Genomic DNA, 25989 nt, shown 5'->3' with positions numbered 1-25989 from the left:
GTCCGGAGCGAAGGCTCCGGACCGCAATCGTAGCCCCGCGCGCCGCAGGCCGACGACGCGCCGGGCGTCTTAAGAACCAGCCCCAGTCCGTAGAAACACCGAGCGGCTTAAGAACCAGCCCCAGACAAGCAAAGCGCCCAGCACATCAAGCCACAAACCAACGCGAAACCGTCAGCGCTTCCCCATCCCCCGCGCCAGAAAATAACCGGCAGCTCAACCCTCAGCCGCCGAAGCCACCACCCACTTCTCCCACCCGATCTTCCTCAGCTTGCAAGCCGGACACTCCCCGCACCCATACCCCCAATCATGCCGAGCCCCCCGCTCCCCGAGATAACACGTATGGCTTTCCTCGACGATCGTCTCCAACAACGCATCTCCCCCCAGCGCATAAGCCAACGCCCAGGTCTCCGACTTATCGATCCACATCAACGGCGTCTCGATCGTCACCCGTGACCCAAGTCCAAGTCCCAGCGCCACCTGCTGCGCCTTGATCGTGTCATCCCGGCAATCCGGATACCCGGAAAAATCCGTCTCGCACATCCCGCCCACCAGCACATCCAACTGCCGCCGATACCCCAGCGCCGCCGCCAGCGTCAGGAACAGCAGATTGCGCCCCGGCACAAACGTATTCGGCAACCCGTTCGCCTGCATCTCGATCGCCCGGTCGCTGGTCATCGCCGTATCGCCCACCTGCCCCAACACCTTCAGGTCCAGCAGATGATCCTCGCCAAGTCGCGCCGCCCAGTCCGGAAAATTGGCCCGGACCTCGCGCAGCACATTCAGCCGCGCCGACAGTTCGATGTGATGGCGCTGTCCGTAATCGAAGGCCACCGTCTCCACATGCGCATAGCGTTCCAGCGCCCAGGCAAGACAAGTGGTGGAATCCTGCCCGCCCGAAAACAGCACGAGCGCGCGACGTTGATGATTTTGCATAAAGGGGGCTTCTGGAATGACGAAGGGATACCCCGCACTTTAACCGAGCAAACCGCCTCCCCCGTAAGGAACGCTGCGTAAAATCGACCGATCATTTTCAAGGTTTGCCCGCAACGCCCGCTTCGACTTAGCCCCCTTCCAACCGCCGTCAGACGGATCCCCGCACGATGAATGCCAAGCGCACGCAGTCCGATTCCGCAGAACCCTTGCGTCACGATATCCGGCTGTTAGGCCGGCTATTAGGAGAGGTCATCGAAGAATGCGAGGGCAAGCGCGTCTTCGACACCATCGAGACCCTGCGCCGCACCGCAGTCAAATTCCGCCGCGAAGGCGACGACGCCGACAGCAAACTGCTCGAACAGCGCGTCAAGCGCCTGCAAGGCAGCGACCCCAACTCCGTCGCCCGCGCCTTCAGCTACTTCCTGCACCTGGCCAACATCGCCGAAGATCGCGACCAGAACCGCCGCCAGCGCGCCCGCGCCCTCACCGACGGCACGCCCGCGCGCGGCAGCCTGCGCGAAGCCATTCAGATTCTCAGCGGACAAGGCGTCGGCCTCGCGCGCATCCGCCGCCTGCTGGCCGAGGCCTGCGTCATGCCCGTCCTCACCGCGCACCCCACCGAGGTCCAGCGCAAGAGCACCCTCGACGTCCACCGCGAAATCTCCACCGCCCTCGCGCAACGCGAAGCCCAGCTCACGCCCGACGAGCTCGCAGAACTCGACACCGCCCTGCTCGGCCGCGTCGCCACCCTGTGGCAGACCCGCATGCTGCGCTACACGCGCCTGACCGTCGCCGACGAAATCGAAAACGCGCTCTCCTACTATCGCAGCACCTTCCTGCAGGTCATCCCGCGCCTGTACGGCGACCTCTCCAAGCTGCTCAACCGCGAATCCGCCAAACCCTTCGCCGCCCCGCCCCCGCCGCTGGAACCCTTCCTGCGCATGGGCAGCTGGATCGGCGGCGACCGCGACGGCAACCCGAATGTCGACGCCACCACGCTCGAGCGCGCCCTCCTGCGCCAGGCCACCGTCCTCTTCGAGCACTACCTCCAGGAAGTCCACGCCCTCGGCGCCGAACTCTCCATCACCACCCTGCTCATCGCCGCCGACCCCGAACTGCTCGCGCTCGCCGAGCGCAGCGGCGACGACTCCCCCCACCGCCGCGACGAACCCTACCGGCGCGCCCTTGTCGGCATCTACGCCCGCCTGGCCGCCACCGCGCTGCGCCTCACCGGCCAGAACCTCGCCCGCCGCAGCACCGTCGCAGCCCCCGCCTACGACGCGCCCCAAGAGCTTGCCGCCGACCTCGCCGTCATCGCCGCGTCGCTCGGCGCCCACCACGGCGCCCCGCTGGCCAAGCTGCGCCTGTCCGGCCTGCAGCAGGCCATCGAAGTCTTCGGCTTTCACCTCGCCACCGTCGACCTGCGCCAAAGCTCCGACGTCCACGAAGCCGCGCTCGCCGAACTCTTCTCGCGCGCCGGCGTCACCCACAACGGCAAACCCCTCGATTACCTCGCGCTATCCGAAGAAGAACGCGTCGACCTCCTGCGCACTGAACTCGCGCAGGCACGCCCCCTGGCCTCCCCCTGGATCGCCTACTCCGAAGACACCACCCGCGAACTCGCCGTCCTGCGCGCCGCCGCCGCCGGCCGCGCCCGCTATGGCAAACAGGCCGTGCGCCAGACCATCGTCTCGCACACCGAAACCCTCAGCGACCTGCTGGAAGTCATGGTCCTGCAGAAAGAAGCCGGCCTCATCGCCCCCGCCGGCCAGGACATCGCCGCCGAAGACGGCCTCATGGTCGTGCCCCTCTTCGAAACCATCCCCGACTTGCAGCGCGGCGCCGACATCATGGCCGCCTGGCTCGACCTGCCCGAAATCCGCCAACGCGTAAAACTCGCGCAAAACGGCGCGCAGGAAGTCATGCTCGGCTACTCCGACAGCAACAAGGACGGCGGCTTCCTCACGTCCAACTGGTCGCTCTACCAGGCTGAACGCGCGCTCGTCGACGTCTTCTCCACCCGCAACGTCCGCCTGCGCCTCTTCCACGGCCGCGGCGGCTCCGTCGGCCGCGGCGGCGGCTCCAGCTTCGACGCCATCCTTGCCCAGCCCCCCGGCACCGTCGCCGGCCAGATCCGCCTGACCGAACAAGGCGAAGTCATCCAGAGCAAATACAAGGACGCCGAAGTCGGCCGTTGGCACCTTGAACTCCTCATCGCCGCCACCCTCGAATCCAGCCTCGCCCCCCGCGCCGAAGCCACCAGCGCCGAAGACGCCCACATGGCCCACCACGGCCCCGCCATGTCCTTCATGTCCGACACCGCGCAAAGCACTTACCGCGGCCTCGTCTACGACACCCCCGGCTTCGCCGACTACTTCTTCGCCGCCACCCCCATCAGCGAAATCGCCGGCCTGAACATCGGCTCACGCCCCGCCTCCCGCAAGAAAGGCCAGCGCATCGAAGACCTGCGCGCCATCCCCTGGGGCTTCTCATGGGCCCAATGCCGCCTCATGCTCACCGGCTGGTACGGCATGGGATCGGCCATCGAGACCTATCTCGAAACCGGCGCTCCCGACGCCCCCCGCTCGCGCCGCGGCCGCCTTGCACAACTGCGCGAAATGGCGCGCGACTGGCCCGCCTTCCGCACCTTGCTCTCCAACATGGAAATGGTCCTGGCCAAATCCGATCTGGCGATCGCGGCCCGCTACGCTCAGCTCGTCCCCCAACGCGCTTTGCGCGAACGCATCTTTGGCGCCATCAGCGCCGAGCACGGCCGCACGCTCGCCATGCTCAAACTGCTGACGCAACGCGAACTGCTCGCCGACAACCCCACGCTGCAGATCGCCCTCCGGGAACGTTTCGCCTATATCGACCCGCTGAATTACCTGCAGGTTGATCTCATCCGGCGACATCGCGCGGTGCAGAAGAATCCCAGCGCAGAGGTCGACAAGCGGGTGCAACGCGCGATCCACCTGACGATCAACGGAATCGCGGCGGGGCTGCGGAATTCGGGGTAGGCGGCAAGCCCAGGAGCAAAAAATGTTCTCGCACATCTTCGTCGGCATCACCGACTTCGACCGCGCCCTGAGCTTTTACGACGCCCTGTTCGAGATTCTGGGCGTCGAGTCTCGCTTCTGCGAACGAGACCGGCCATGGGCGGGGTGGCAGAGCGCCGGCCAGCAACGCCCCTACTTCGTGATCAGCAGGCCGCACAATGGCCAGCCCCATGAACCGGGCAACGGACAGATGGTCGCCTTCATGGCCAACACCAGAGAGGCGGTACGCCAGGCGCATGCATGCGCGCTGAAGAACGGCGGCGCCTGCGAGGGCCCGCCAGGCCTGCGGCCCGAGTATCACGCGCATTACTACGGTGCTTACATCCGCGACCCCGACGGCAATAAGCTATGCGTGGTCTGCCATCGCGCGGACGACGAAAGCCTGCCACAGGCTGAGCCCGACCCCCACCACCCATAGAAAGACTTAGGCGGCGCTTCGCAGCCACACGCGCTGAATCACTTCCCCGCAATCGCGAAGCGTCATTACACGGACGCAAGACACCGCGTAAGCCCCGCCAGGCCGCCCGCGCGGCCGACGCGGGGCGGGCACCGCAAGACGCTTCAAACTCGCACGAGCACAGGCCAGAACCTCAAGAACTCAACCCGCCCCAGCGCCCCGACGAACTCAAGCCGCCGGAGCCCGGCGCGTCGTCGGCCTGGGGTGCGCGGGGCGTGTANNGTCCGGAGCGAAGGCTCCGGACCGCAATCGTAGCCCCGCGCGCCCCAGGCCGACGACGTGCCGGGCGTCAAAAGAACGCCGTCCACCGCAAGACCACAGCCCACCAGACAAGATCAGCGCCCTTCACCGCATCACAAGCATCAGCCCGCCAACCTACTTCGGCCCGTATATAGCGGCCAGCTCCCGTCCTCACCCACCGTCCACCTACCGAACACCCCCAATCCCCCATTTGTCCACCCCCAGCAACTTTTAGTACTATCCCCACAGAAATTCTATACACGCACAAATGTTCGTATATAGAACACAAAGATTTTTCTGGCCAAGCGCGCACAGAAAGGCACCCCGGACGAGACAGCATCACCCCTGGTCCCCGCGTGCCCGCCTGCAAGCAGCAGCCGCAAGCACCAAGCGAGCCATCATGGACACTCCCCTCAGAAATCTCGCCGTCATCGGCGCAGGCGCCATGGGCAGCGGCATTGCCGCGCTGTTCGCTTCGAAGGGACTCGACGTCGTTTTGATTGACCCCGTCGAAGGCGCCCTGGACCGGGCGTTGAAGACCATCGAACGCCAGCTAAACGTCTACGCCCCCGGCGAAGTCCAGCAAGCCATCCAGCGCATCCGCCTGGAACCCGGCCTTGAAGCCGCCACCACCAGCGACCTCGTCATCGAAGCCGTCCCGGAAAACCTCGACCTCAAGCGCGGCATCTTCGCCAAACTCGACACCCTGAGCCCCGCGCACACCCTCTTCGCCACCAACACCTCCGGCCTGTCCATCAACGCCATCGCCAGCGCCGTCCAGCGCCGCGACCGCTTTGTCGGCACCCACTTCTTCACCCCCGCCGACGTCATCCCCCTGGTCGAAGTCGTTCGTAACGACGACACCTCCGAGGACACCGTCGCCAAAGTCATGGCCACCCTGCGCTTCGGCGGCAAGCGCCCCGTTCTCGTGCGTCAGGACATCCCCGGCTTCATCGCCAACCGCATCCAGCACGCCCTCGCCCGCGAAGCCATTTCCCTTCTGGAGAAAGGCGTCGCCAGCGCAGAAGACATCGACGAAGTCGTCAAATGGAGCCTGGGCATCCGCCTCGCCCTGTCCGGCCCCCTCGAACAGCGCGACATGAACGGCATTGACGTTCACTACGCCATCGCCAGCTATCTGTACAAAGATCTCGAAAACCGCACCGAACCCTCAGACCTGCTCAAAAGCAAAGTCGACAGCGGCCACATCGGCGCCAAAAGCGGCCAGGGCTTCTACACCTGGAGCCCCGAACGCCGCGAGCGCGTCCTGCGCGAGAAAAGCGCCGCCCTCGGCGAACTGGCCACCTGGTTGAACGGCAAAGCCAGCGGCTCCTGAGTCCGTTCTCAAGCATCCACAAAAAGGCGCGGCGGCCATGACCGACCGCGCCATCGGGCCACGAGCCCACCCACACAAAGAAAAGCAATCGTCCGGCACGCCCGCATCGTCACCCGATGACCCGCGCCGCCGGACATCAGAGAACCGCCTTACGGAGTTGTTGGAGGCACCATGAATAAACTGGCTTCATTCTTTACCGAGCTGATGCGCAAGTATCTGCCCGATCCCTTTGTCTTTGCGATCGCGCTCACCTTGCTCACCGTGCTTCTGGCCATGGGCATCGAAGGCCAGGGCATCGGCGACATCACCCGCGCCTGGGGCAAAGGCTTCTGGAGCCTCTTGGCCTTCACCACCCAGATGGCCGTCATCCTGGCAATGGGCTACGTGCTGGCCACCGCGCCGCTCACCGACCGCCTGCTCAACCGCATCGTCAGCCACGTCCACAAGCCGCACACCGCCATCATCGTCGCCACTCTCGTCGGCGGCGTCGGCAGCTACCTGAACTGGGGCTTTGGTCTTGTCATCGGCGGCATCGTCGCCAAAAAGCTGGCATTGAAGGTCAAGGGTGTTCACTATCCCCTGATCATCGCCGCCGCCTACAGCGGCTTCACCATGTACGGTCTTGGCCTGTCCGCCAGTATCCCCGTGCTCGTCGCCACGCCCGGCCACCCCACCGCCGCGCAGATGGGCACCATCCCGCTGTCGGAAACCATCTTCTCCGTGCCCATGCTGCTCACCAGCCTGGTCATCATCATCACCCTGCCGCTGCTCAACGCCTGGCTGCACCCCAAGAAGGGTGAGGCCATCGTCGAAGTCGATCCCAACATCGACCGCGACGCCAACGCGTCCAACGCCGCCGAAGACATGCTCGAAAAGGGCACCATCGCCTCCAAGCTCAACAACAGCCGCCTGCTCAGCATGCTGATCGGCGCGCTCGGCGTGGCCTATGTCGTCTTTCACTTCATGGACGGCGGTTCGCTCGACCTGAACCTCATCAACTTCATCATCCTGTTCCTGGGCATCATCCTGCTCGGCACGCCCGCCGCCTACGTCGCCAAACTGACCGAAGGCATCAAGACCATTTCCGGGATCATCCTGCAATACCCGTTCTACGCCGGCATCATGGCCATCATGGCCGCCTCGGGTCTGGTCACCACGATCTCCGCGGTCTTCGTCGACGTCGCCACGCCCGAAACGCTGCCGTTCTGGGGGCTGATCAGCTCGTTCGTCATCAACTTCTTCGCGCCGTCCGCCGGCGGCCACTGGGTCATCCAGGGTCCGTTCATGATCGACGCCGCCAAGGAAATCGGCAGCGCGCTCAACCAGACGACCATGGCCGTCATGCTGGGCAACGCCTGGAATGATCTGGTGCAACCCTTCTGGATCCTGCCGGCGCTGGCCCTGTCCAAGCTCAAGCTGCGCGACGTGATGGGCTATACCGTCATCATGATGCTGTGGGTCGGCGTGATCCACATCACCGCCGTCCTCGCCTGGGGCTACCTGACCCATTGATCGGTCCCCCCCTACGCGCTCACGCGCGCCCCCAGGGGCGACACCTGCAGACCGGCGGAGCCGGATCTGGCGGTGTCCCCGATCGGGGGAACCGGGAAGTTGTCAGAGGAGTGTTTTTTTGAACCGAACGGGAATTGATATGACCAAACCCACCGCATATCTCGTCACCGGCGGCAGCGCCGGGATCGGCGCCGCCATCATCCGCATGCTGCTCGATGCCGGCCACAAGGTCGTCAACATCGACTACAAGCTGCCCGAGAATCCGCCGGCGGGTCTGGTCTCGTATCAGGCCGATCTGACCGATGAAGCGCGCACGCAGGAAGTCGCGCGCGAAGTCACCAGCGCGTTCAACATCGTCGGTCTCGTCAACAACGCCGGCGCCACGCGGCCCGGCACGGCCGACACCGCCACGCTGGCCGACCTGGACTACGTCGTCAATCTGCATCTGCGCACCGCGCTCATCCTGGTGCAGGCCGCGCTGCCCGCCATGCGCGAAGCCGGCTTTGGACGCATCGTCAACATGTCGTCGCGCGCCGCGCTGGGCAAGCCGGATCGCGTGGTCTATTCGGCCACCAAGGCCGGGCTTGTGGGCCTGACGCGCACGCTGGCCATGGAACTGGGCGGCGACGGCATCACCGTCAACGCCATCGGTCCCGGCCCCATCGCCACCGACCTCTTCACCAAGAGCAATCCGGCCGGCGCGCCGCAGACCGAACGCATCATCAACAGCATCGTCGTCAAGCGCCTGGGCACGCCCGAAGACGTCGCGCGCGCCGCGATGTTCTTTTTGTCGCCCGACAACGGGTTTGTCACCGGCCAGATGCTGTATGTCTGCGGCGGCACGACGCTCGGCGTCGCGCCTATCTGAGCACGGCCGCCATGCCCTTGACGACTGACCTCGCCGCCCGCCCGCGCCGCCTAGCGGCGCAGCAGCGCGTGGTTGATCTGGTCGGAGGCGCGGCGCAGCGGCGGCAAAAACGCTTCCAGCATCGCCTCGCGCGAAAACCGGTTGGCGTGACCGCTGACGTTCATCGCGGCGATCACGCGGCCGCTGCGGTCGATGATGGGCACGGCCACGGATTGCAGGCCGGGTTCCAGCTCCTGCGCCACGCAGGCATAGCCGTCGGCACGCACGCCGGCCAGCACGCGCTTCAGTTCTGCGATGTCGGTGACGGTTTCCGCCGTGTAGGTCTGGATCTGGCTCATCGCCAGCACCCTGTCCAGCTCGGCTTCCGGCAGGCCCGCCAGCAGCACGCGGCCCATCGACGTCACCCACGCCGGCAAGCGGCTGCCCACGGCCAGATTGATCGTCATCACCTTATGCGTCGACAGGCGCAGGATGTACACGATGTCGGCGCCTTCCAGCACCGACACGGAGCACGACTCGCGCGTCAGCTCGGCGACTTCTTCCATGTAGGGCAGCGCCAGATTCCACAGTGGCGTGCCCGACAGATACGCGTAGCCCAATTCCAGGATGCGCGGGGTCAGCGAGAACTTGCGGTCGTCGGCCGTGACGTAGCCCAGATGTTCCAGCGTCAGCAGAATGCGGCGCGCGCCGGCGCGGGTCAGCCCCGTCACCGCGGCCACCTCGGACAGCGTCATCTGCGAACGGTCGGGGCCGAAGGCCCGGATCACCGACAGGCCGCGCGCGAAGGACTGCACGTAACTGTCGCTGGGTTGCTGGGGATCTTGCTCGGCCATCCGTCTGGTTCCACGAGTAAAAGGCCCGCCGCGGCGAGCCTGCGTTGCCCTTTGCGGGCGACTCCGAACGATGGAGAGTGCGGCGTGCGGGCTTGCCTTGACGCCCTCGCATTCCCCATGAAACGATGTTCTTCAGAAGAACGAAAGTTCGAAAGAAGAACAAATTATGACACGCCACCTATGAGCGAACATCATGATCTCTAAGACTGTTGCAAGCGCTGCCGCCGCCCTGGCGGACGTCCCCGATGGCGCCACCGTCATGATTGGCGGCTTCGGCACCGCCGGCCAGCCCATGGAACTGATCGACGCCCTGCTTGAACAGGGCGCCAAGGACCTGGTCATCATCAACAACAACGCCGGCAACGGCACCACGGGGCTCGCCGCCCTCTTGGGCGCCAACCGCGTGCGCAAGATCATCTGCTCGTTCCCGCGCCAGGCGGACTCGCAGATCTTTGACGGCCTGTACCGCAGCGGCAAGCTGGAACTGGAACTGGTGCCCCAAGGCAATCTGGCCGAGCGCATCCGCGCCGCCGGCGCCGGCATCGGCGCGTTCTTCACGCCCACCGGCTACGGCACCCCGCTGGCCGACGGCAAGGAAACCCGCGAGATCAACGGCCGCCAGTACGTGCTGGAGTATCCGCTGCACGCCGACTACGCGCTGATCAAGGCCGAGCGCGGCGACCGCTGGGGCAACCTGGTCTACCGCAAGACCGCCCGCAACTTCGGCCCCATCATGGCCAGCGCCGCGCGCGTGGCCGTGGCCCAGGTCCGCGAGATCGTCGAACTGGGCGAGCTCGACCCCGAAACCGTCGTCACCCCCGGCATCTTCGTCAAGCGCGTCGTGCAGATCGCAGGCCAGCAGGCCGCCAAGGAGCAGCAATGAGCACCAAACTGACCCGCGACCAGATCGCCGCCCGCGTCGCGCAGGACATTCCTGAAGGCGCCTACGTCAACCTGGGCATCGGCCTGCCCACGCTCGTCGCCAACCACCTGCCGGCCGGCCGCGAAGTCATCCTGCATACCGAAAACGGCATGCTGGGCATGGGCCCCGCACCCGCCAAGGGCGAGGAAGACTACGACCTCATCAACGCCGGCAAGCAGCCCGTCACCGAACTGCCCGGCTGCTCGTTCTTCCATCACGCCGATTCGTTCGCGATGATGCGCGGCGGCCATCTGGACATCTGCGTGCTGGGCGCCTTCCAGGTCTCGCAGCATGGCGACCTGGCCAACTGGCACACCGGCGCGCCCGATGCCATCCCCGCCGTCGGCGGCGCGATGGACCTGGCGATCGGCGCCAAGGACGTCTTCGTGATGATGGAACTGCAGACCCGCGAAGGCCAGAGCAAGCTGGTCGAGGCCTGCACGTACCCGCTGACCGGCGTGCGCTGCGTGTCGCGCGTGTACACGGACGTTGCGGTGTTCGACATCAACAAGGATGGGGTGACGGTCACCGACATCTTTGGCGACATGACCGCCGATGAGCTGCTGCGCCTGACCGGCCTGCCGCTGAAATTTTCGAACTGAATTCCCTAAATTGCCGCTACACCGCCCCGCGCGCCGGGGCGGCATCATGGAGAGTCCATCATGTTGTTCATGGTTCAAATGCAGGTCAATCTGCCCGTCGACATGCCCGCCGAACGCGCGGACAAACTGAAGGCTGACGAAAAGGCCCTGGCGCAGCAGCTGCAGCGCGACGGCAAGTGGAAGAGCCTGTGGCGCGTCGTCGGCCGCTACGCCAACGTCAGCATCTTCGACGTCGAAAACAACGACGAACTGCACACGCTGCTGTCGTCGCTGCCGCTCTTCCCGTACATGGATATCGAAGTCACCGCGCTCGCGCGCCATCCCTCGGCGATCTGACAGGAGCCTCGCATGCCCTACATCATCGAAACCTTCGACAAGCCCAATCACCAGGAAATGCGCCAGCAGCACCGCGCCAAGCACCTGGAATACCTGGACGCCAACAAGCAGCTGCTGCTGGCGTGCGGCGCCAAGCTGCAAGATGACGGCAAGGATGCGGGCGGCGGGCTGTACATCGTCGACGTCGACACGCGCGAAGCCGCACAGCAGTTCATCGACGCCGATCCGTTTGCGCAGGCCGACCTGTTCGACCGCGTCACCATCACCCGCTGGCGCAAAGCCTACGTCGACGGCGTCTGCCACCTGTAATACCCGCGCGGCCGCCTGCTTGCGCGGCCGCCGCCTTCCCCAAAGGAATTCCCCATGGCTTACGCCGATCTCAGCCAGGCACGGCTGTTCTACGTCATCGATGGCCCCGCCGACGCGCCGGTGCTCGTGCTCTCAAACTCGCTGGGCACCAACGCCGACATGTGGGCCCGCCAGATCCCTGAACTGACCAAGCATTTCCGCGTGCTGCGCTACGACACCCGCGGCCACGGCAAGTCGTCGGTCCCCGAAGGCGAATACAGCTTCGAGCAACTGGGCAACGACGTCGCCGAACTGCTGGCCCACCTGGACATCAAGCGCGCGCACTTCTGCGGCCTGTCCATGGGCGGCCCGACCGGCCTGTGGCTGGCGCTGGCGCGCCCCGAACTCGTCGGCAAGCTGGTCCTGTGCAACACCGCCGCGCGCATCGGCTCGGCCGAAGGCTGGAGCACCCGCATCGCCGCCGTGGCCGAGCAGACGCTCGAGAAGATGGCGCCCACGCTGGTCGAACGCTGGCTGACCGACGGCTACCGCGCCGCCGAGCCGGGCCTGACGCAAGTGCTGATCGACATGTTGCGCCGCACGCCGGACGCCGGTTACTCGGGCAACTGCGCCGCGCTGCGCGACGCCGACTTCCGCGAGCAGGTGTCGTCCATCACCGCCCCCACGCTGGTCATCAGCAGCACGCACGACCTGGCCGCCACGCCCGCGCAAGGCCAGGAACTCGCGGCTGCCATTCCCGGCGCGCGCTACGTGGAATTGAACACGTCCCACATCTCGAACTGGGAGCAACCGGAAGCCTTCACCCGCGCGGTCGTCGACTTCCTGACGGAGTAAGCCGCATGCAACGCTGGAAGCATCGGCCCGAAGGCTCCAACTGGGGCGACTTCGGGCCCGACGACCAACTCGGCCGCCTGAATCTCATTACCGAAGAACAGGTCCTGAAGGGCGCGCGCGAGATCCGCGCCGGCAAGACCTTCTGCCTGTCGCTGCCGCTGGACCTGCCCGGCGGCAACGTGCTCAACCCGCGCCGCCACCCGCCGCAATTGAGCCCCACCAAACTCAAGGACACGCCGTACCTGAACTTCCCGTTGAAGAACGTCAACCCCGACGCACTCGACGTGCTGAGCGACGACCAAGTGCTGCTGTCGATGCAGTATTCGACGCAATGGGACGCGCTGGCGCACGTGGGCGCATTGTTCGATGCCGATGGCGACGGCACACCCGAGCTGCGCTACTACAACGGCTTTCAGGCGGGCGTGGACGTTGTGGGACCGAATGATGGCGATCACACCGGCTGCGGTTGCAACAGCGGCGGCCCGTCCGCCGCGCTGAAGCTGGGCGTTGAAAACCTGGCGCAGAAAGGCATGCAGGGCCGCGGCGTGCTGGTCGACCTGTTCCGCCATTACGGCCCGGGCCGCACGCTGATCGGCCATGCCGAACTGATGCACGTGCTGGCAACGGACGGCATCACGGTCGAGCGCGGCGACATGCTGGTGCTGCGCACCGGCTACGCCGAAGCCGTGGTCGCGATGAACGGCACGCCCGACCCCGAGGTGCTGCACACCTACGGCGCCGCGCTGGACGGCACCGACGACGCGCTGCTGCAGTGGATCACCGACAGCGGCATCGCCGCCATCTGCGCCGACAACTACGCGGTCGAGGCCTACCCCGCCCGCGAAAAATCCGGCGCGCGTCCGATGTTGCCGCTGCACCATCACTGCCTGTTCAAGCTGGGACTGCCGCTGGCGGAGCTTTGGTACTTGAAGGACCTGGCGGAGTTCCTGTTCGCCAACGGCCGCCACCACTTCATGCTGACGGCGCCGCCGCTGCGCCTGCCGCATGCGATTGGATCGCCGGTCACGCCGATTGCGACGGCGTGAGGCGCGTAGTGCCCCAAAAAAAACGCCAGACATCGTCTGGCGTTTTTTCTTGCCGGTTGTTCACCCCTTCAAACACGTGCTCATGAACGTCTTGCGCGCGTCGCCGGCCAGTTTCTGTTCCGCGGCCTTCGCGTTGCAGTCCTTCATCTTCTGCTGCTGCGGCGTCAGTTGCTTGGCAGGCTCCTCGCCCTTCAGGCAACTGCTCATGAACGTCTTGCGGTCGTCGCCCTTCTTGCCCTCGGCGGCCTTGTTGCAGTCCGACATGCGCTGCTGCTGCGGCGTGGGCGTCTTGGCGGTTGAGGGAGCGGCGGGGGTCTGCGCCTGCGCGCCGGCAAAACATGCGGACAACAGGATGGCCGAAGCCAGCTGGCTGGTACGGGAAAGCATGAGTTCCTCCCTTGAGCGCCCTTCGCGCAATGGCACGCGCGACGCGGGCGGCACGGTCCGCCGGCCAAGGCGCCGGCTTGGCAATCATCGAACAAAGCCCCAGCATTGGCAACATCCGCCGCAACCTGTTACCCATTCATCCTTCTGGCCCGTTGTCTCTCGTGGCAGAAAGGAGTGAGATACGCCTGATCCCCGCCGCGATGCCGTACTACCGTCGCCGCCGCGGGCCGTATCAGGAGACAACCATGAAAAAACTCGTCCTTGCCGCGCTCGTCGTGCTGGCCGGCCTGTCCGGCGCCGCTGCCGCGCAAAGCCTTGCCTACGGCATCACCCTGGGCAACGTCCAGGCCGTGCGCGACAGCACCCGCAACGTCTCCACCATTACCGGCTTTCTCGCCAACCAGTCGGAGCGCAACGTCAACAGCGTCTTGCTGACCTATGTCCTGTACGACGCGCAGAATCGCGAGATCGGCAGAGTCAGCGAAGATGTCGTCGGCCCGTTCGCGCCCGGCCAGATTAAAGTGGTCAAGGCGATCACGCCGCTGGAATTCGCCCGGGTGAACGCGCTGGACGTCGCTGCGCGCTAGGCCAGTCCACCGTTCGGCCCGCCGCCAAAAACCCTTATGCGATCAGGGTTTAGACATGTGGCTATCAGGCCAGTTATGGGAAAATTGCGTCTGCCGACTCGATAACAGGGGCTTCCAAACGAAGCCCCTTATTGCGTATACCGGCGCGCCAGCAAGCCTGGCCTCGATACTAGGAAGTGAAGATCATGTTTCCCAAAAGACTCTCCGAAGGCTATCAATCTTTCCTGGACGGCCGCTTCCAGACTGAAAGCAGCCGCTATCAAAAGCTGGCCGAGATCGGCCAAAGCCCGGAAATCCTGATCATCGGATGCTGCGACTCGCGCGTGTCGCCCGAAGCGATCTTCGACGCCGGCCCCGGCGAGATGTTCGTCGTGCGCAACGTGGCCAACCTTGTGCCGCCCTGTGACCCGGACTCGGAATCGTCGTACCACGGCACCAGCGCCGCCATCGAATTCGCGGTCAACGGCCTGAACGTCAAGCACATCGTCGTGCTGGGCCACGCGTCCTGCGGCGGCATCCGCTTCTTCTTCGACGACGCCACGCCGCTGAGCAAGAGCGATTTCATCGGCAAGTGGATGTCGCAGATCGAACCCGTGGCCAAGGGCATGTCACCGGACACCGGCGACCGCCAAGCCAACCTGAAGCGTCTGGAACTGGCCACCGTCGCGCACAGCCTGAACAACCTGATGACGTTCCCGTCCATCCGCCGCCGCGTCGAAAAGGGCGAACTGGAACTGCACGGCGCGTACTTCGGCGTGGCCACCGGTGTTCTGTTCCTGCGCGATCCGGAAACCGGGGAGTTCAAGCCCTGCCTGGAAACGGGCATCACGGAATAAGCAGCGGATAAGCCGCTGATACGCGGCGGGCGCCGGACCGCAACGGTTCCGGCGCGGTCTGCATGCAACGTGCGCGTCGCCCGACGCGCGCCATCGCCTTCATGCCAGCGTTCGCGCCGCCTTGCGCAGCGCATCCATTCCCCTTTCATGTGTGCGCCGCCGGTCATCCGCAAGCGGGCTGGACAGCGTTCGCCCCCTGCGCAACACTGACGCCTCTCACCGACAGGGAACCCCATGAAAATCTTCTTCTCGCCTGCTTCGCCGTTTGTCCGCAAGTGCATGGTCATCGCCCATGAACTCGGCCTGTCCGACCGCATTGAAAAGCTGCCCAGCGCCGCTGGTCCCGTCGCCCGCGACCAGACCATCATCCCGAGCAACCCGCTGGGCCAGGTGCCCACGTTCATCACCGATGACGGCCAGGCGCTGTTCGACAGCCGCGTCGTCTGCGAGTATCTGAACGATCTGGGCGGCGGCACGTTCTTCCCCGCCGGCAAGGCCCGCTGGCCGGTGCTGGCCGAGCAGGCGATGGCCGACGGCATGCTGAGTGCGGCGCTGCTGGCGCGCTACGAGACCGTGCTGCGCCCGGAGGCGTTGCGCTGGGATGGCTGGGTTGAAGGCCAACTTGGCAAGGTGCGCGACGGCCTCGCGCTCATCGAGAAGAATGCCGCAGGCCTCGAAGGCCGGCTGGACATCGGCACCATCACCATCGGCTGCGCGCTGGGCTACCTGGACTTCCGCTTCCCGGATCTGGACTGGCGCGCGTCGCACCCCGCCACGGCCAAGTGGTTCGAAGGCTTCAGCCAGCGTCCGTCGATGCAGGCCACCAAGCCTTGAACGAACCTTCGGCGGGGAGCCGCCGATTCAGTGTGACGACACGTAGGTGGCGTCCGCCAACGCCGGCAGGGCGAAGCCTTCGCGCATGCGTCGCGCCTCCGCCGCCGGCGTCAGGCCAAACAGGCGCTTGAACTCGCGGCTGAACTGGGACGGGCTTGTGTAGCCCACCGCCTGACTCGCCGTCTCGGCCGTCAGGTCCTGCCGCACCATCAAGAGACGCGCCTGGTGCAGGCGCGTCGATTTCACGTACTGCATGGGTGAGACCTGCGTCACCGCCTTGAAATGGCTGTGAAAGCTGGGGACGCTCATGCCCGCCTCGTCCGCCAGCCGCGTCACGTCCAGCGGCCCGGCGTATTCCGCGTGAATGAGGCGCAGGGATCTGCTGATCCGGCCAAACTGCCCGCGCAGGGACAACGCTTCCCGCATCGAACCGCCCTGCGGGCCGGTCAGCACGCGGAAATAAAGCTCACGCAACAGCCCCGGCCCCAGCACGGCGGCTTCCAGCGGCCGGGTCATGGCCTCGATGAATCGCAGCACCGACGTGCGCATCGCGTCATCCATCGGCGTCGACAACATGCTCTGCGGCGCCCGGGCAACCGCCGCGGCGCCGGCGGCGTCGATCTGCGACGCCAGTTCCGCGGCCAGCGCGAAATCCAGGTGCAGGTACAGCGCCAGGAGCGGGCGCTCGGGCGTTGCGTCGGTCTCCATGCTGAACGGCACCGGGACGGACACGGCCAGGTAATGCTGCTCGTCGTACAGGTACAGCCGATCGCCGAAGTAGCCGCGCTTGCGGCCCTGACAGACGATCACGATGCCCGGGTCATACAGCACCGGCGTGCGCGCCAGCGCCCGGTTGGCGCGCAGCACGCGCACGCTGGGCAACGCGGTCAGGTTGTAGCCCTCGTCAGGCGCCAGGGCGCGCAGCAGCTGGGCCATGCGATTTTCAGCAGGTGCGGAACCGGCCTTGGCGTCGGGGGCCTTGGATGTGGTGCTCATAGCTTTGTGCAAGACAAGCAGCGGAATACGGCTTATCCACAGGTTTTGGCAAGACTACCATGCATTCTCCATTGACTTCGGAGTTCCCTCATGACCTCGCTTAAAACCCTGCTCATCACCGGCGTCAGCAGCGGCTTCGGCCGCGCCTTGGCCGAGGAAGCCCTGGCCGCAGGCCACCGCGTCGTCGGCACGGTGCGCGCCGAACCGGCCCGCATCGCGTTTGAAAGCCTGTCTCCCGGCGCTGCCATCGGCCGCGTGTTGGACGTCACCGACTTCGACGCCATCGACGGCGTGGTGGCCGATATCGAGGCCAGCGTCGGCGCCATCGAGGTGCTGGTCAACAACGCGGGCTACGGCCACGAAGGCGTGATGGAAGAGTCGCCCCTGTCCGAAATGCGCCGCCAGTTCGACGTGAACGTGTTTGGCGCGGTCGCGATGATGAAGGCGGTCCTGCCCTTCATGCGCCAACGCCGGCGCGGCCACATCCTGAACATCACTTCCATGGGTGGCCACATCACCATGCCGGGCATCGCGTACTACTGCGGCAGCAAGTTCGCGCTGGAGGGGATTTCCGAAGCCCTGGGCAAGGAAGTGCAGCCGCTGGGCATCGCCGTGACGGCGGTGGCGCCGGGATCGTTCCGCACCGACTGGGCGGGCCGATCCATGACGCGCACGCCCCGCACCATTGCGGACTACGACCCCATCTTCGACCCCATCCGCAAGGCCCGCGAAGAGAAAAACGGCCGTCAGCTGGGGGATCCGCGCAAGGCGGCGCGCGCCATGCTGGCGGCCATCGACGCCGATCATCCTCCCGCGCACCTGCTGCTCGGCAGCGACGCGCTCGGGTTGGTGCGGGGCAAGCTGGCGACCTTGCAGGAAGAATTGACGGCGTGGGAGACGGTTACGAAATCCACAGATGGGTAAAGCCTTTCGCAGAGGCCTTTGCTACAGTGAACTTGCATCTCCCCGGACAGACCAACCCAAAGGTCAATCACGACAAGGAGCCCCCGCATGGCCATTTCTGCGATCTCCGCCATCCCTCACGTCGCCGCGCCTTATCCGGCGCGCGTTTCGATGCTGGATGAGAACCGCCCCGCATGGGAAGCCGAACGCGCCGCGCAGAACTTCGCCGCCCGGCAGGCCCAGCGCACCGCGCAGGCCCAGGCCGCCCGCGACGCCCAGCGCGTGGAACGTGCCCAGGCCGATAGATTGGCAAGGGCGGAACAAGACGCCCCGCCTGTCGGACACAAATCCGACCCTGCCGTCGCGCCCCTCGCCCTCACCGCTTCCGCCATCAATATCGATGAATTGCGCGACCTGTACGCGGACGCCCGGATGCGGCGCGCGGTCGAGGACTTTGCCGCGCGGCCCGACCCGGTGGCGCAACGCGCCGATATCGCTAATGACTGGGGCACCATCGAAGGCCTGGCGCCGCTGCAACCCTATCGCGTCGCCATGGGCAATCCGCAGGTGGAATTGCAGGCGGCTGTCGCATTGAAGGCTGCCGGCGTGGGCATCCCCCCGGTGGCGAACATCGGTCCCACTGAAAACGTGACCGACAACGCGCGCTACCGGCCCGGCGCCACGCCCTGACGTCTTCGCGCCCCGATCCCCCACGTGTGTGACACCGTCCCAAGCAAGCCCATAAAAAAAGCCGCCTGTACAACAGGCGGCTTTTTCATGACGCTAGTGCCGATCAGTGGAAGAATTCCGCGATCATCGTGGCGCCCATGAACGTGCCGGCGTTCGCCGCCAACGACACCACCACGATCTTCCAGCCCAGCTTGCGGAACGCAGGCAGGTCCTTCAGGATCGACAGGCCGGCCATCGCCAGGATCACCGTCGTGAACGGCAGGAAATTGACCTTGCCGACCATCGCGATGATCTGATCCGAATACGGCAGCACGCCCGGGCAGCCGGCGGTCATGGCGATCACGGACAGGACGAACACGGCCGGCAGCTTGGGCACGACGCGCAGGATCAGGTCGGTGATGACGACCAGCAGCACGATGATGGCCATGCCCGGCAGCGCGTCCGCAAACGGCACGTTGTAGCCAAGGCGGTTGCCCACCAGCGCGAACAGGCCGCAGATGACGTACGCGGTCAGGCGGTCGCCGAAGCCCATCTTCGAGCCGTGCGCAGGCACGTCTTCCGACACGCTGTCGTCGACCACGGCCTCGTTCTTGCCGCGCGAGAAGCGGCCCAGCACGGGCTCGAGCTTGCCATACAGGAAGATCGTCGTGGGCAGCGAGATGAACAGGGTGAAGTACACGCCGACCACGGTGGTCAGCAGGTTGGCGGCGGCGGCCAGCGCAGCGACCTGATGCGCCATTTCGGGCGTCTGCTGCGAAGCGATCGCGCCCACGCCGGCGGCCATCATGCTGCCCGAGCCCACGCCGGCGCCCATGGCGAGCGAGCGCGGATCGAAGATGTTCAGGCTGGTGATGAAGCCCGCCATCAGCGCCACGAACAGCGCGCCGATCACGGTGCCGGTGATGTATTCGGCCATGACGCCGCGGCCTTCGGGCGAGTTCATGCCGTAGCGCTCGCCGATGATCGCCAGGCTGGGCTCACGGCCCACCGAGAACGTCGCGCCAATCGCTTCGCGCTTGATGCCGAGCAGCAGCGCCAGCGGCAGGCCGATGGCCATGGTGCCGAAGAAGTGGCCGAACTCCTGGAACACCAGCGCCCAGCCGGCCTCGCGCACCTGCGGCAACGCGCCACCCACCATCAGCCCCAGCTTGGCCAGAAACGGCAGCAGCGCGTATTGCAGGTAGCCGCTGATGCGGGTCTGCATCGCCTTGTCGATGCCGGCGCCTGCCGGCAGCCGCTGGCCGAACGCCGCAACCACCGCGCCGATGAAAATGGCCCACAGCATGGGCTGCAGGATGATCTTGCCCGGACCGACCGAGAAGGTGACGCTGCCGATCGCTTCGGAAATGACCACCACCAGCAGGATGGCGGCGAGCATGCGCACGCGCCCCGATAGCGGCATGGACGGCGAGGCCAGGCTTGCGCTGGCATGAGACATTGGTTTTCCCCTGATGACGTGAATAGTGATCGTGGCAGTGGGCCGGACGAACCCGGAAGCCGACGCCCGGACGTCGAGGCCAACACAGCCCGCGGGGCAAGCGAATTCGAAAAGGTTCAAGCGACGGCCCTTGTGAAGCGGCTCAGTCGATTCAAACGGCCAATACGGCGCGAACGGCGCGCGCAGCGGGCGGCCAATTCGGACTGCGCAATTTTCGCCCACCCCTCTGGCGGGCAACCATGACACCGGCCACCGAGAAACGTTGCGTAAAATGCAACGAAATCGCCTTTCCTCGGAAAATTTTGCACGGGACGCATCGGAATAAGGGTAAACCCTTAATTTCTTCCGTGGAAAATCCGCCGCATTCCGCCCGGACCCAGCCGCCATGGACGAACAACTCGACGCGCGCCGTACCCATTACTTCATGCAGGTCATGAGCCGCGGATCCGTGCGAGGAGCCGCCGAGGCCCTGGAAATGGACCCATCCGCCGTCAGCCGCGCGATCGCCGCCCTGGAGCGCGACTGCGGCATGGCGCTGTTCGAGCGCCGCGGACGTGGCCTCGTGCCCACCGATGCCGGCCACATCCTGGCCCGCTACGTGAAGCGGCAACAGGACATCCAGGAGAGCTTCTTCTCTGAAATCGACAGCCTGCGCAAAGCCGAACGCGGCCACATCGACCTGGTGCTGGGCGAAGGCTTTGTAGAACTGATGTTCGACCGCGTGCTGCCGGGCTACTGGCGCAGCCATCCCGAAGTCACGCTGGACATCGACGTGGCCCGCACGTCCGAAATCGTCCAGCGCATCGTCGACGACCGCGCGTACATCGGGCTGGTGTTCCAGCCGCCCAACGATGCCCGGCTGCGCACGCATTACTCGCGGCCCGAGCCGATACGGGCCATCGTGCGCCAGGACCACCCGCTGACGCGCCTGCGCCGCCCCCTGCTGCTGACCGATCTGGCGGACTACCCCGGCGCGTCGATGCAGGAAGGGTTTGGCGTGCGCCAACACATCCAGGCCGCCGAGATCAGCGAGCAGGTCCGGCTGCACAACGTGCTGACCACCTCGTCGTTCAAGGCGCTGTGGCAATTCGCGGCCGCCGGCATCGGCTACGCGCTCACCCCGCCCATCGCCGTCACCGCCGACATGCAGGCCCAGCGCCTCGCGAGCCTGCCGCTCGCCAATCCCATCCTGAACCAGGGCAGCCTGCACGTCCTGAGCCGCGCCGGCCGCCACATCTCTCCTGCCGCGCGCGAACTGCTGGAACACATCGTGCGCGGCATCGGCGCACACGCCGCCGCGCCATCTGATACGGTCGGCTGACGCGGATCTGCATCTGTCTGCCGGACACGCCAGCGTCTACAGTGGGCCGTCAAGAATCCGCCCGGAGGCGCATATGCTCGGTTTCCTGCGCACGGTCCGCTCGGTGCTGTGGGCCTTCTTCGGCGTACGCCGCGGCCGCGGCTACGACGCCGACATCGCCCACAACAAACCCGGCCCCCTCATCGCCACCGGCCTGCTGCTCGCGGCCTGTCTGGTGATCATTCTGGTGTTCGTGGCCCGGTGGGCGGTGAACGCGGCGTTGTAGCTGCGTCGAAAGCTTGTTCAAGGACAACGCGAATATCCTTATAAGTTCGTAAGCTCACCCCTGCACCGAACGAACAATCAGAACCCATAAGGCCCCTACGGGGCCTTATTTCTTTATTACCAGAATGACTTAGACGGTCTTTGCGGGTGGCTGTTACGGTTATGAATCCCGTTTTGCCGGCGCCGTGCGCCCGACCCCATCCCCGGGGTTCAGACCGAAAAGACTTCCAAGGGCAGTAGACATGTACGTGTATGACCCCGTCGACCAACAGCTTGTCGAGCAGCGTGTCGCGCAGTTTGCCGATCAGACGCGCCGCTTTCTCGACGGCCAGCTCACCGAGGACGATTTCCGCGTCCTGCGCCTGCAGAACGGCCTGTACATCCAGCGCCACGCGCCCATGCTGCGCGTCGCCATTCCGTATGGCCTGCTGGCGTCGCGCCAGTTGCGCACGTTGGCGCACATTGCGCGCAAGTGGGACCGCGGCTACGGACACTTCAGCACGCGCCAGAACATCCAGTTCAACTGGCCCAAGCTGGAAGACGTGCCGGACATCCTGGCCGAACTCGCCACCGTCCAGATGCACGCCATCCAGACCAGCGGCAACTGCATCCGCAACACCACCACCGACCACTTTGCCGGCGTCGCGCCGGACGAACTCGTGGATCCGCTGATCTGGTGCGAGATCATCCGCCAGTGGTCGACGTTGCATCCCGAGTTCGCCTTCCTGCCGCGCAAATTCAAGATCGCGGTCAGCGGCGCGATTGAAGACCGCGCGGCCGTAGGCGTGCACGATATCGGCCTGCAGGCGGTCGAACGCGACGGCAAGCTGGGTTTTCGCGTGTGGATCGGCGGTGGCCTGGGCCGCACGCCCATCGTCGGCAAGCTCATCAATCCGTTCGTCGAATGGCAGCACCTGCTGACCTATCTGCAGGCCGCCCTGCGGGTCTACAACCTGCATGGCCGCCGCGACAACAAGTACAAGGCGCGCATCAAGATCCTGGTCAAGGACCTGACGCCTGAGGTCTATGCGCAACAGGTCGATGAAGAATGGCAGCGCATCAAGGACGGCCCCGACACCATCACGCAGGAATTCGTGGACCGCATCAAGGCGCGCTTCGTCTGGCCGCAGCACGACGCCGCCGCCGCGTCCGACATCGACAACACGGACGCGCTGGCCGCCGGAGACAAGCGCTTCGCGCGCTGGCTGCGCACCAACGTGCATGCGCACAAGGTTGCCGGCTACGCCGCCGTGACCGTGTCGCTCAAACCCACCGGCGTGCCGCCGGGCGACATCACCGCGGACCAGATGGATGCGGTGGCCGACCTGGCCGACGACTTCGGTTATGGCGAACTGCGCGTGTCGCACGAACAGAACCTGATCCTGGCCGACGTGCGCCGCGCGCGGCTGCACGAGTTGTGGCAAAAGCTCGAGGCCCTGAACCTCGCCACGCCCAACGTCGGTCTGCTCACCAACATCATCGCCTGTCCGGGCGGAGACTTCTGCGCGCTGGCAAACGCCGTCTCCATTCCCGTGGCCGAAGCCATCCAGCGCCAGTTCGACAACCTGGATTACCTGTTCGAGATCGGCGAACTTGATCTGAACATCTCGGGCTGCATCAACTCCTGCGGCCATCACCATGTGGGCCACATCGGCATTCTTGGCGTCGACAAGGCCGGCGAGGAGTGGTATCAGGTCACGGTGGGCGGCCGCCAGAACGGCGCCGCCAAGCCGCTGCCCGACCTTGAATCCACGCATGGCGGCGGCGCGGCCATCGGCCGCATCATCGGCCCGTCGTTCGCGCGCCATCAGGTGCCGGGCGTGGTGGACCGTTTGATCCGCACGTATCTGGGCCTGCGCGACAGCGACGCCGAACGCTTCATCGACGTGGTGGACCGCGTCGGCATCGATCCCTTCAAGCAGGACGTGTACGCGGACCCTGCCTTCGCCAAACCCACGCAGCAAGCAGAGCCCGCCCATGTCTGAGATCTACGCCCACGACGCCCCTGGCCCGCATCTCATCCGCAACGGCAAACTCGAGGCCGACACGTCGCGTCCGTTCGTCCCCGAACCCGAAGTGCCCGCCGAAGGCCAGGTCCCGTCCGACGAACCCGGCTGGATCGTGCCGCTGTCCGTCTGGAAGACTTCGCGCAACACGCTGCGCCGCCACAAACATCCCGTGGCCGTGCTGCTCAACCCCGACGCCGACCTGACGGACCTGGCGGACGCCGATGGCGTGCTGCATCCCGAGGGCATCGCGTTCATCGCCGTGGACTTTCCGGTCTACACCGATGGCCGCGGTTATTCGCTGGCGCAGCTGCTGCGCACGCGCTACGAATGGCAAGGCGAGCTGCGCGCGGTCGGCGACGTGATGATCGACACCATTCACTATCAGGCGCGCGTGGGCTTTGACAGCTTCCTCGTCAAGCCGGGACACGACCCGCACAAGGCGCTGGACGCCTTCAAGACGTTCACGGTGCATTACCAGAAGACGTACCGCGTGCCGACGCCGGCCGCGGCCTGAACAGAACGGCCCCCGCCCGCCGCCGGAACGGCATCGCGGCGGGCCTCAATCCCCCTCGCCCGCCCCGTGCGGCATGCCGAATCCGCTCTGTGACACCTGCGCGCGGATCAGTTCGGCAATGCTGCGCTGGCGCGGCGCCTGCATCCGGCTGATCAGGCTGGACACGCTGACCGCCAGCCGTGGATAGCCGCCCGCATCGCACAGCGCCATGCCCACACCCAACACGCCCGGCACCGCCGCGTTTCCCACCACGGCCCAGCCGCGCCCGCGCGTGTTCTCCACCAGCCGCCGCATCTGCGCCACCGTCATCCCGCCGTAGGCGCGTAGCGCCTGCTCGTTCTGCATCACCACCTCGTCGGCTTCTGCGGCCGGCAAGGCGCCCAGCAGCGCCAACCCGGCCGCGCCCACGCCCAACGGCTGACGGTGCCCGACCGTCACGGCCAGCACCTGCACCGGGTAATTGCCGACCTCGCGATGCAGGCACAGCGAATCATTCGCCGCGCGGCAGATGAGAAACGCCGAATCGCCGCTCACGTCGCTGATCTGGCGCAGCAATGGCCGAAGACTGCGCACGGCCTGCGCGTGCGGGTCGCCGGCCATCATCACGCCCAGTTCAGCAACGCGCCAACGCGGCGCGCCCGATTCCCGTAGCGCGTAGCCCTCCTCGACCAGCACATCCAGGTAGCGATACACCGTGGACCGCTGCATGCCCGCGGCCCGCGCAATGTCCACGACGTGCATGCCGGCCGCGCCGGCCTGGCGCAGCACGCCCAGCACCTTCAGCCCGCGCCGCAGGATGCGCGGACCGGAACCCTCGGAATCCGGTTTGTTCAATTTCTGGACACCTTGCGTTGATAGGGCCTCCATCAAAGCCGAATATGAAGGCGGACAGACGAAGAGCTGTCCAATTATTAGACAAACAGGACGGAGACAACAATGAAGACATTCGGCAAGCGCTGGACCGCTGCGGCGGTGGCCTTGAGCGGGGCCCTCGTGGCCGCCGCTCCCGCCTGGGCGGCCAAGCCCTATCCCGATCGCCCCATCACTCTTGTCGTCGGCTATGCGGCCGGCGGCGCAACCGACATCGTGGCGCGCCTGATGGCCAAGTCCCTGGCCGAAGAACTGGGGCAGACGGTCGTGGTGGAAAACAAGACCGGGGCCAACAGCAACATCGGCGCCGAGATCGTTTCGCGTGCCGCGCCCGACGGGTACACGCTGTACGTCGGATCGATTGCCAACACCATCAACCGCACGCTGTACAGCCAGCTCAATTACGACTTCGTCAAAGGCTTCGAACCCGTCGGGTTGCTGGCGACCATTCCGAACATCCTGGTGGTCAATCCCAAGCTGCCGATCAAGACGGTGCAGGAATACATCGCCTATGCCAAGCAGCATCCCGGCAAGCTGACGTGCGCGTCGTCCGGCAGCGGATCGTCCATTCACCTGTCCTGCGAGCTCTTCAAGATGAAGACCGGCACCGACATCCTGCACGTACCGTATCGCGGCAGCGGTCCTGCCGTGGCGGACCTGCTGGGCGGGCAGGTGGACTCCATGTTCGACAACCTGCCCTCGTCCCTGCCCCACGTGCAGGCGGGCAAGCTGCGCGCTATCGGCGTCACCTCGCCCCAACGCCTGCCGGCCACGCCCGATGTGCCCACCTTGGCGGAGTCCGGCCTGCCTGACTTCGACGTGGAATCGTGGTTTGGCCTGGTGGCGCCGGCCGGCACGCCTCGGCCCGTCATCGACCGCCTGAACCAGGCGCTGAACAAGGCGCTCGCGACGCCCGCCCTGCAAACCTCCTACAAGCAAGGCGGCTTCTTCCCGCCCCAAGCGCCGAACACGCCGGAGACCTTCGCCAAGAAGATCGCCAGCGAGATCGACAAGTGGGGCGCGGTGGTGAAAAGCGCCAACCTCAAGGCCAATTAA

At 65.8% G+C, this 25989-nt stretch carries 27 protein-coding genes; 21 read left to right on the top strand and 6 right to left on the bottom strand.

The annotated features are described in order from the left end of the window. Positions 1-213: 213 nt before the first annotated feature. Positions 214-933: a 7-cyano-7-deazaguanine synthase QueC gene (gene queC, locus B3446_RS15625; protein ID WP_291383169.1), complete on the bottom strand. Its 720-nt coding sequence runs from the start codon at positions 931-933 to the stop codon at positions 214-216. A 167-nt stretch (positions 934-1100) separates the two neighbouring features. Between queC and ppc the strand changes: the two genes are divergently transcribed. The 5 genes from ppc to B3446_RS15600 all read left to right on the top strand — a co-directional run bounded on the left by ppc (position 1101) and on the right by B3446_RS15600 (position 8402). Beyond that, on the top strand, positions 1101-3950 hold the full coding sequence (gene ppc / locus B3446_RS15620; RefSeq protein WP_191578250.1) for a phosphoenolpyruvate carboxylase: 2850 nt from the start codon (positions 1101-1103) through the stop codon (positions 3948-3950). Between the two features lie 22 nt (positions 3951-3972). Next, positions 3973-4407, top strand: coding sequence for a VOC family protein (locus B3446_RS15615; RefSeq protein ID WP_291383166.1), 435 nt, complete (start codon positions 3973-3975; stop codon positions 4405-4407). 679 nt (positions 4408-5086) lie between these two features. Further along, complete coding sequence (locus B3446_RS15610) at positions 5087-6022, top strand: 3-hydroxyacyl-CoA dehydrogenase family protein (protein ID WP_291383164.1); 936 nt, start codon at positions 5087-5089, stop codon at positions 6020-6022. 171 nt (positions 6023-6193) lie between these two features. Further along, on the top strand, positions 6194-7534 hold the full coding sequence (locus B3446_RS15605; protein ID WP_175122169.1) for a short-chain fatty acid transporter: 1341 nt from the start codon (positions 6194-6196) through the stop codon (positions 7532-7534). Between the two features lie 139 nt (positions 7535-7673). Continuing rightward, positions 7674-8402 carry an SDR family NAD(P)-dependent oxidoreductase gene (locus tag B3446_RS15600; protein WP_056559783.1) on the top strand — a complete coding sequence of 243 codons (729 nt, stop codon included), beginning with the start codon at positions 7674-7676 and terminating at the stop codon, positions 8400-8402. A gap of 50 nt (positions 8403-8452) precedes the next feature. Here B3446_RS15600 and B3446_RS15595 read toward each other — a convergent pair whose 3' ends face one another. Next, positions 8453-9235, bottom strand: a complete 783-nt coding sequence (locus B3446_RS15595) for an IclR family transcriptional regulator (RefSeq protein WP_291383160.1) — start codon at positions 9233-9235, stop codon at positions 8453-8455. A gap of 193 nt (positions 9236-9428) precedes the next feature. On the opposite strand from B3446_RS15595, the gene B3446_RS15590 reads away from it, so the two are divergent. Genes B3446_RS15590 through B3446_RS15565 form a run of 6 tightly spaced genes read left to right on the top strand, consistent with a single transcriptional unit; the run spans position 9429 to position 13284 of the window. After that, positions 9429-10118, top strand: a complete 690-nt coding sequence (locus tag B3446_RS15590; RefSeq protein WP_056559787.1) for a 3-oxoacid CoA-transferase subunit A — start codon at positions 9429-9431, stop codon at positions 10116-10118. Then, the gene (locus B3446_RS15585) at positions 10115-10759 is read left to right on the top strand and encodes a 3-oxoacid CoA-transferase subunit B (RefSeq protein ID WP_175122167.1); all 645 of its coding nucleotides are present in this window, start codon (positions 10115-10117) and stop codon (positions 10757-10759) included. The genes B3446_RS15590 and B3446_RS15585 overlap by 4 nt, the downstream gene beginning before the upstream one ends. A 60-nt stretch (positions 10760-10819) precedes the next feature. Beyond that, the gene (catC, locus tag B3446_RS15580; RefSeq protein WP_056559790.1) at positions 10820-11095 is read left to right on the top strand and encodes a muconolactone Delta-isomerase; all 276 of its coding nucleotides are present in this window, start codon (positions 10820-10822) and stop codon (positions 11093-11095) included. Positions 11096-11107: 12 nt separating this feature from the next. Then, complete coding sequence (locus B3446_RS15575; RefSeq protein ID WP_105240952.1) at positions 11108-11404, top strand: YciI family protein; 297 nt, start codon at positions 11108-11110, stop codon at positions 11402-11404. A 54-nt stretch (positions 11405-11458) separates the two neighbouring features. After that, complete coding sequence (pcaD, locus tag B3446_RS15570) at positions 11459-12238, top strand: 3-oxoadipate enol-lactonase (protein WP_291383156.1); 780 nt, start codon at positions 11459-11461, stop codon at positions 12236-12238. A 5-nt stretch (positions 12239-12243) separates the two neighbouring features. Continuing rightward, on the top strand, positions 12244-13284 hold the full coding sequence (locus B3446_RS15565; protein ID WP_191578254.1) for a cyclase family protein: 1041 nt from the start codon (positions 12244-12246) through the stop codon (positions 13282-13284). Between the two features lie 60 nt (positions 13285-13344). On the opposite strand, the gene B3446_RS15560 is transcribed toward B3446_RS15565, so the two are convergent. After that, complete coding sequence (locus B3446_RS15560) at positions 13345-13671, bottom strand: PsiF family protein (protein WP_175139528.1); 327 nt, start codon at positions 13669-13671, stop codon at positions 13345-13347. 77 nt (positions 13672-13748) lie between these two features. Here B3446_RS15560 and B3446_RS15555 point away from each other — a divergent pair, with 77 nt between their 5' ends. The 3 genes from B3446_RS15555 to B3446_RS15545 all read left to right on the top strand — a co-directional run bounded on the left by B3446_RS15555 (position 13749) and on the right by B3446_RS15545 (position 15928). After that, entirely contained in the window at positions 13749-14258 is a 510-nt protein-coding gene (locus B3446_RS15555) for an FxLYD domain-containing protein (RefSeq protein WP_224776906.1), read from the top strand. Positions 14259-14443: 185 nt separating this feature from the next. Beyond that, positions 14444-15094, top strand: coding sequence for a carbonic anhydrase (locus B3446_RS15550; protein WP_291383152.1), 651 nt, complete (start codon positions 14444-14446; stop codon positions 15092-15094). Positions 15095-15328: 234 nt separating this feature from the next. Continuing rightward, positions 15329-15928: a glutathione S-transferase gene (locus B3446_RS15545; RefSeq protein ID WP_291383150.1), complete on the top strand. Its 600-nt coding sequence runs from the start codon at positions 15329-15331 to the stop codon at positions 15926-15928. A gap of 27 nt (positions 15929-15955) precedes the next feature. Here the strand turns inward: B3446_RS15545 and B3446_RS15540 are convergent, their stop codons facing one another. Beyond that, a complete protein-coding gene (locus tag B3446_RS15540) occupies positions 15956-16864 on the bottom strand; it encodes an AraC family transcriptional regulator (RefSeq protein ID WP_291383173.1) in 909 nt (302 codons plus the stop codon). Positions 16865-17014: 150 nt separating this feature from the next. On the opposite strand from B3446_RS15540, the gene B3446_RS15535 reads away from it, so the two are divergent. Together B3446_RS15535 and B3446_RS15530 are read left to right on the top strand one after the other, a co-directional pair. Beyond that, positions 17015-17848, top strand: a complete 834-nt coding sequence (locus tag B3446_RS15535; protein ID WP_291383148.1) for an oxidoreductase — start codon at positions 17015-17017, stop codon at positions 17846-17848. A gap of 87 nt (positions 17849-17935) precedes the next feature. Further along, positions 17936-18517 (top strand): hypothetical protein, encoded by a 582-nt coding sequence (locus B3446_RS15530; protein WP_291383146.1) that lies wholly within the window; start codon positions 17936-17938, stop codon positions 18515-18517. 103 nt (positions 18518-18620) lie between these two features. Here B3446_RS15530 and B3446_RS15525 read toward each other — a convergent pair whose 3' ends face one another. Continuing rightward, the gene (locus tag B3446_RS15525; RefSeq protein ID WP_175122155.1) at positions 18621-19955 is read right to left on the bottom strand and encodes a DUF3100 domain-containing protein; all 1335 of its coding nucleotides are present in this window, start codon (positions 19953-19955) and stop codon (positions 18621-18623) included. Between the two features lie 385 nt (positions 19956-20340). Between B3446_RS15525 and B3446_RS15520 the strand changes: the two genes are divergently transcribed. The 4 genes from B3446_RS15520 to B3446_RS15505 all read left to right on the top strand — a co-directional run bounded on the left by B3446_RS15520 (position 20341) and on the right by B3446_RS15505 (position 24063). Next, positions 20341-21276: a LysR family transcriptional regulator gene (locus B3446_RS15520; RefSeq protein WP_175122154.1), complete on the top strand. Its 936-nt coding sequence runs from the start codon at positions 20341-20343 to the stop codon at positions 21274-21276. Positions 21277-21349: 73 nt separating this feature from the next. Next, complete coding sequence (locus tag B3446_RS15515) at positions 21350-21541, top strand: DUF2970 domain-containing protein (protein WP_056559812.1); 192 nt, start codon at positions 21350-21352, stop codon at positions 21539-21541. A 241-nt stretch (positions 21542-21782) separates the two neighbouring features. Next, the gene (locus tag B3446_RS15510; RefSeq protein WP_291383143.1) at positions 21783-23525 is read left to right on the top strand and encodes a nitrite/sulfite reductase; all 1743 of its coding nucleotides are present in this window, start codon (positions 21783-21785) and stop codon (positions 23523-23525) included. After that, positions 23518-24063 (top strand): DUF934 domain-containing protein, encoded by a 546-nt coding sequence (locus B3446_RS15505; RefSeq protein ID WP_291383141.1) that lies wholly within the window; start codon positions 23518-23520, stop codon positions 24061-24063. The genes B3446_RS15510 and B3446_RS15505 overlap by 8 nt, the downstream gene beginning before the upstream one ends. Positions 24064-24108: 45 nt before the next feature. Here B3446_RS15505 and B3446_RS15500 read toward each other — a convergent pair whose 3' ends face one another. Beyond that, the gene (locus B3446_RS15500) at positions 24109-24897 is read right to left on the bottom strand and encodes an IclR family transcriptional regulator (protein WP_175122151.1); all 789 of its coding nucleotides are present in this window, start codon (positions 24895-24897) and stop codon (positions 24109-24111) included. Positions 24898-24999: 102 nt separating this feature from the next. Between B3446_RS15500 and B3446_RS15495 the strand changes: the two genes are divergently transcribed. Beyond that, positions 25000-25989: a Bug family tripartite tricarboxylate transporter substrate binding protein gene (locus B3446_RS15495; protein ID WP_191578273.1), complete on the top strand. Its 990-nt coding sequence runs from the start codon at positions 25000-25002 to the stop codon at positions 25987-25989.

The sequence above is a fragment of the Achromobacter sp. UBA5777 genome (genome assembly GCF_002418565.1).
GTDB lineage: Bacteria > Pseudomonadota > Gammaproteobacteria > Burkholderiales > Burkholderiaceae_B > Achromobacter > Achromobacter animicus.
The sequence above is the reverse complement of the archived record's forward strand: the minus strand, read 5'-3'. Positions and strand labels throughout refer to the sequence as shown.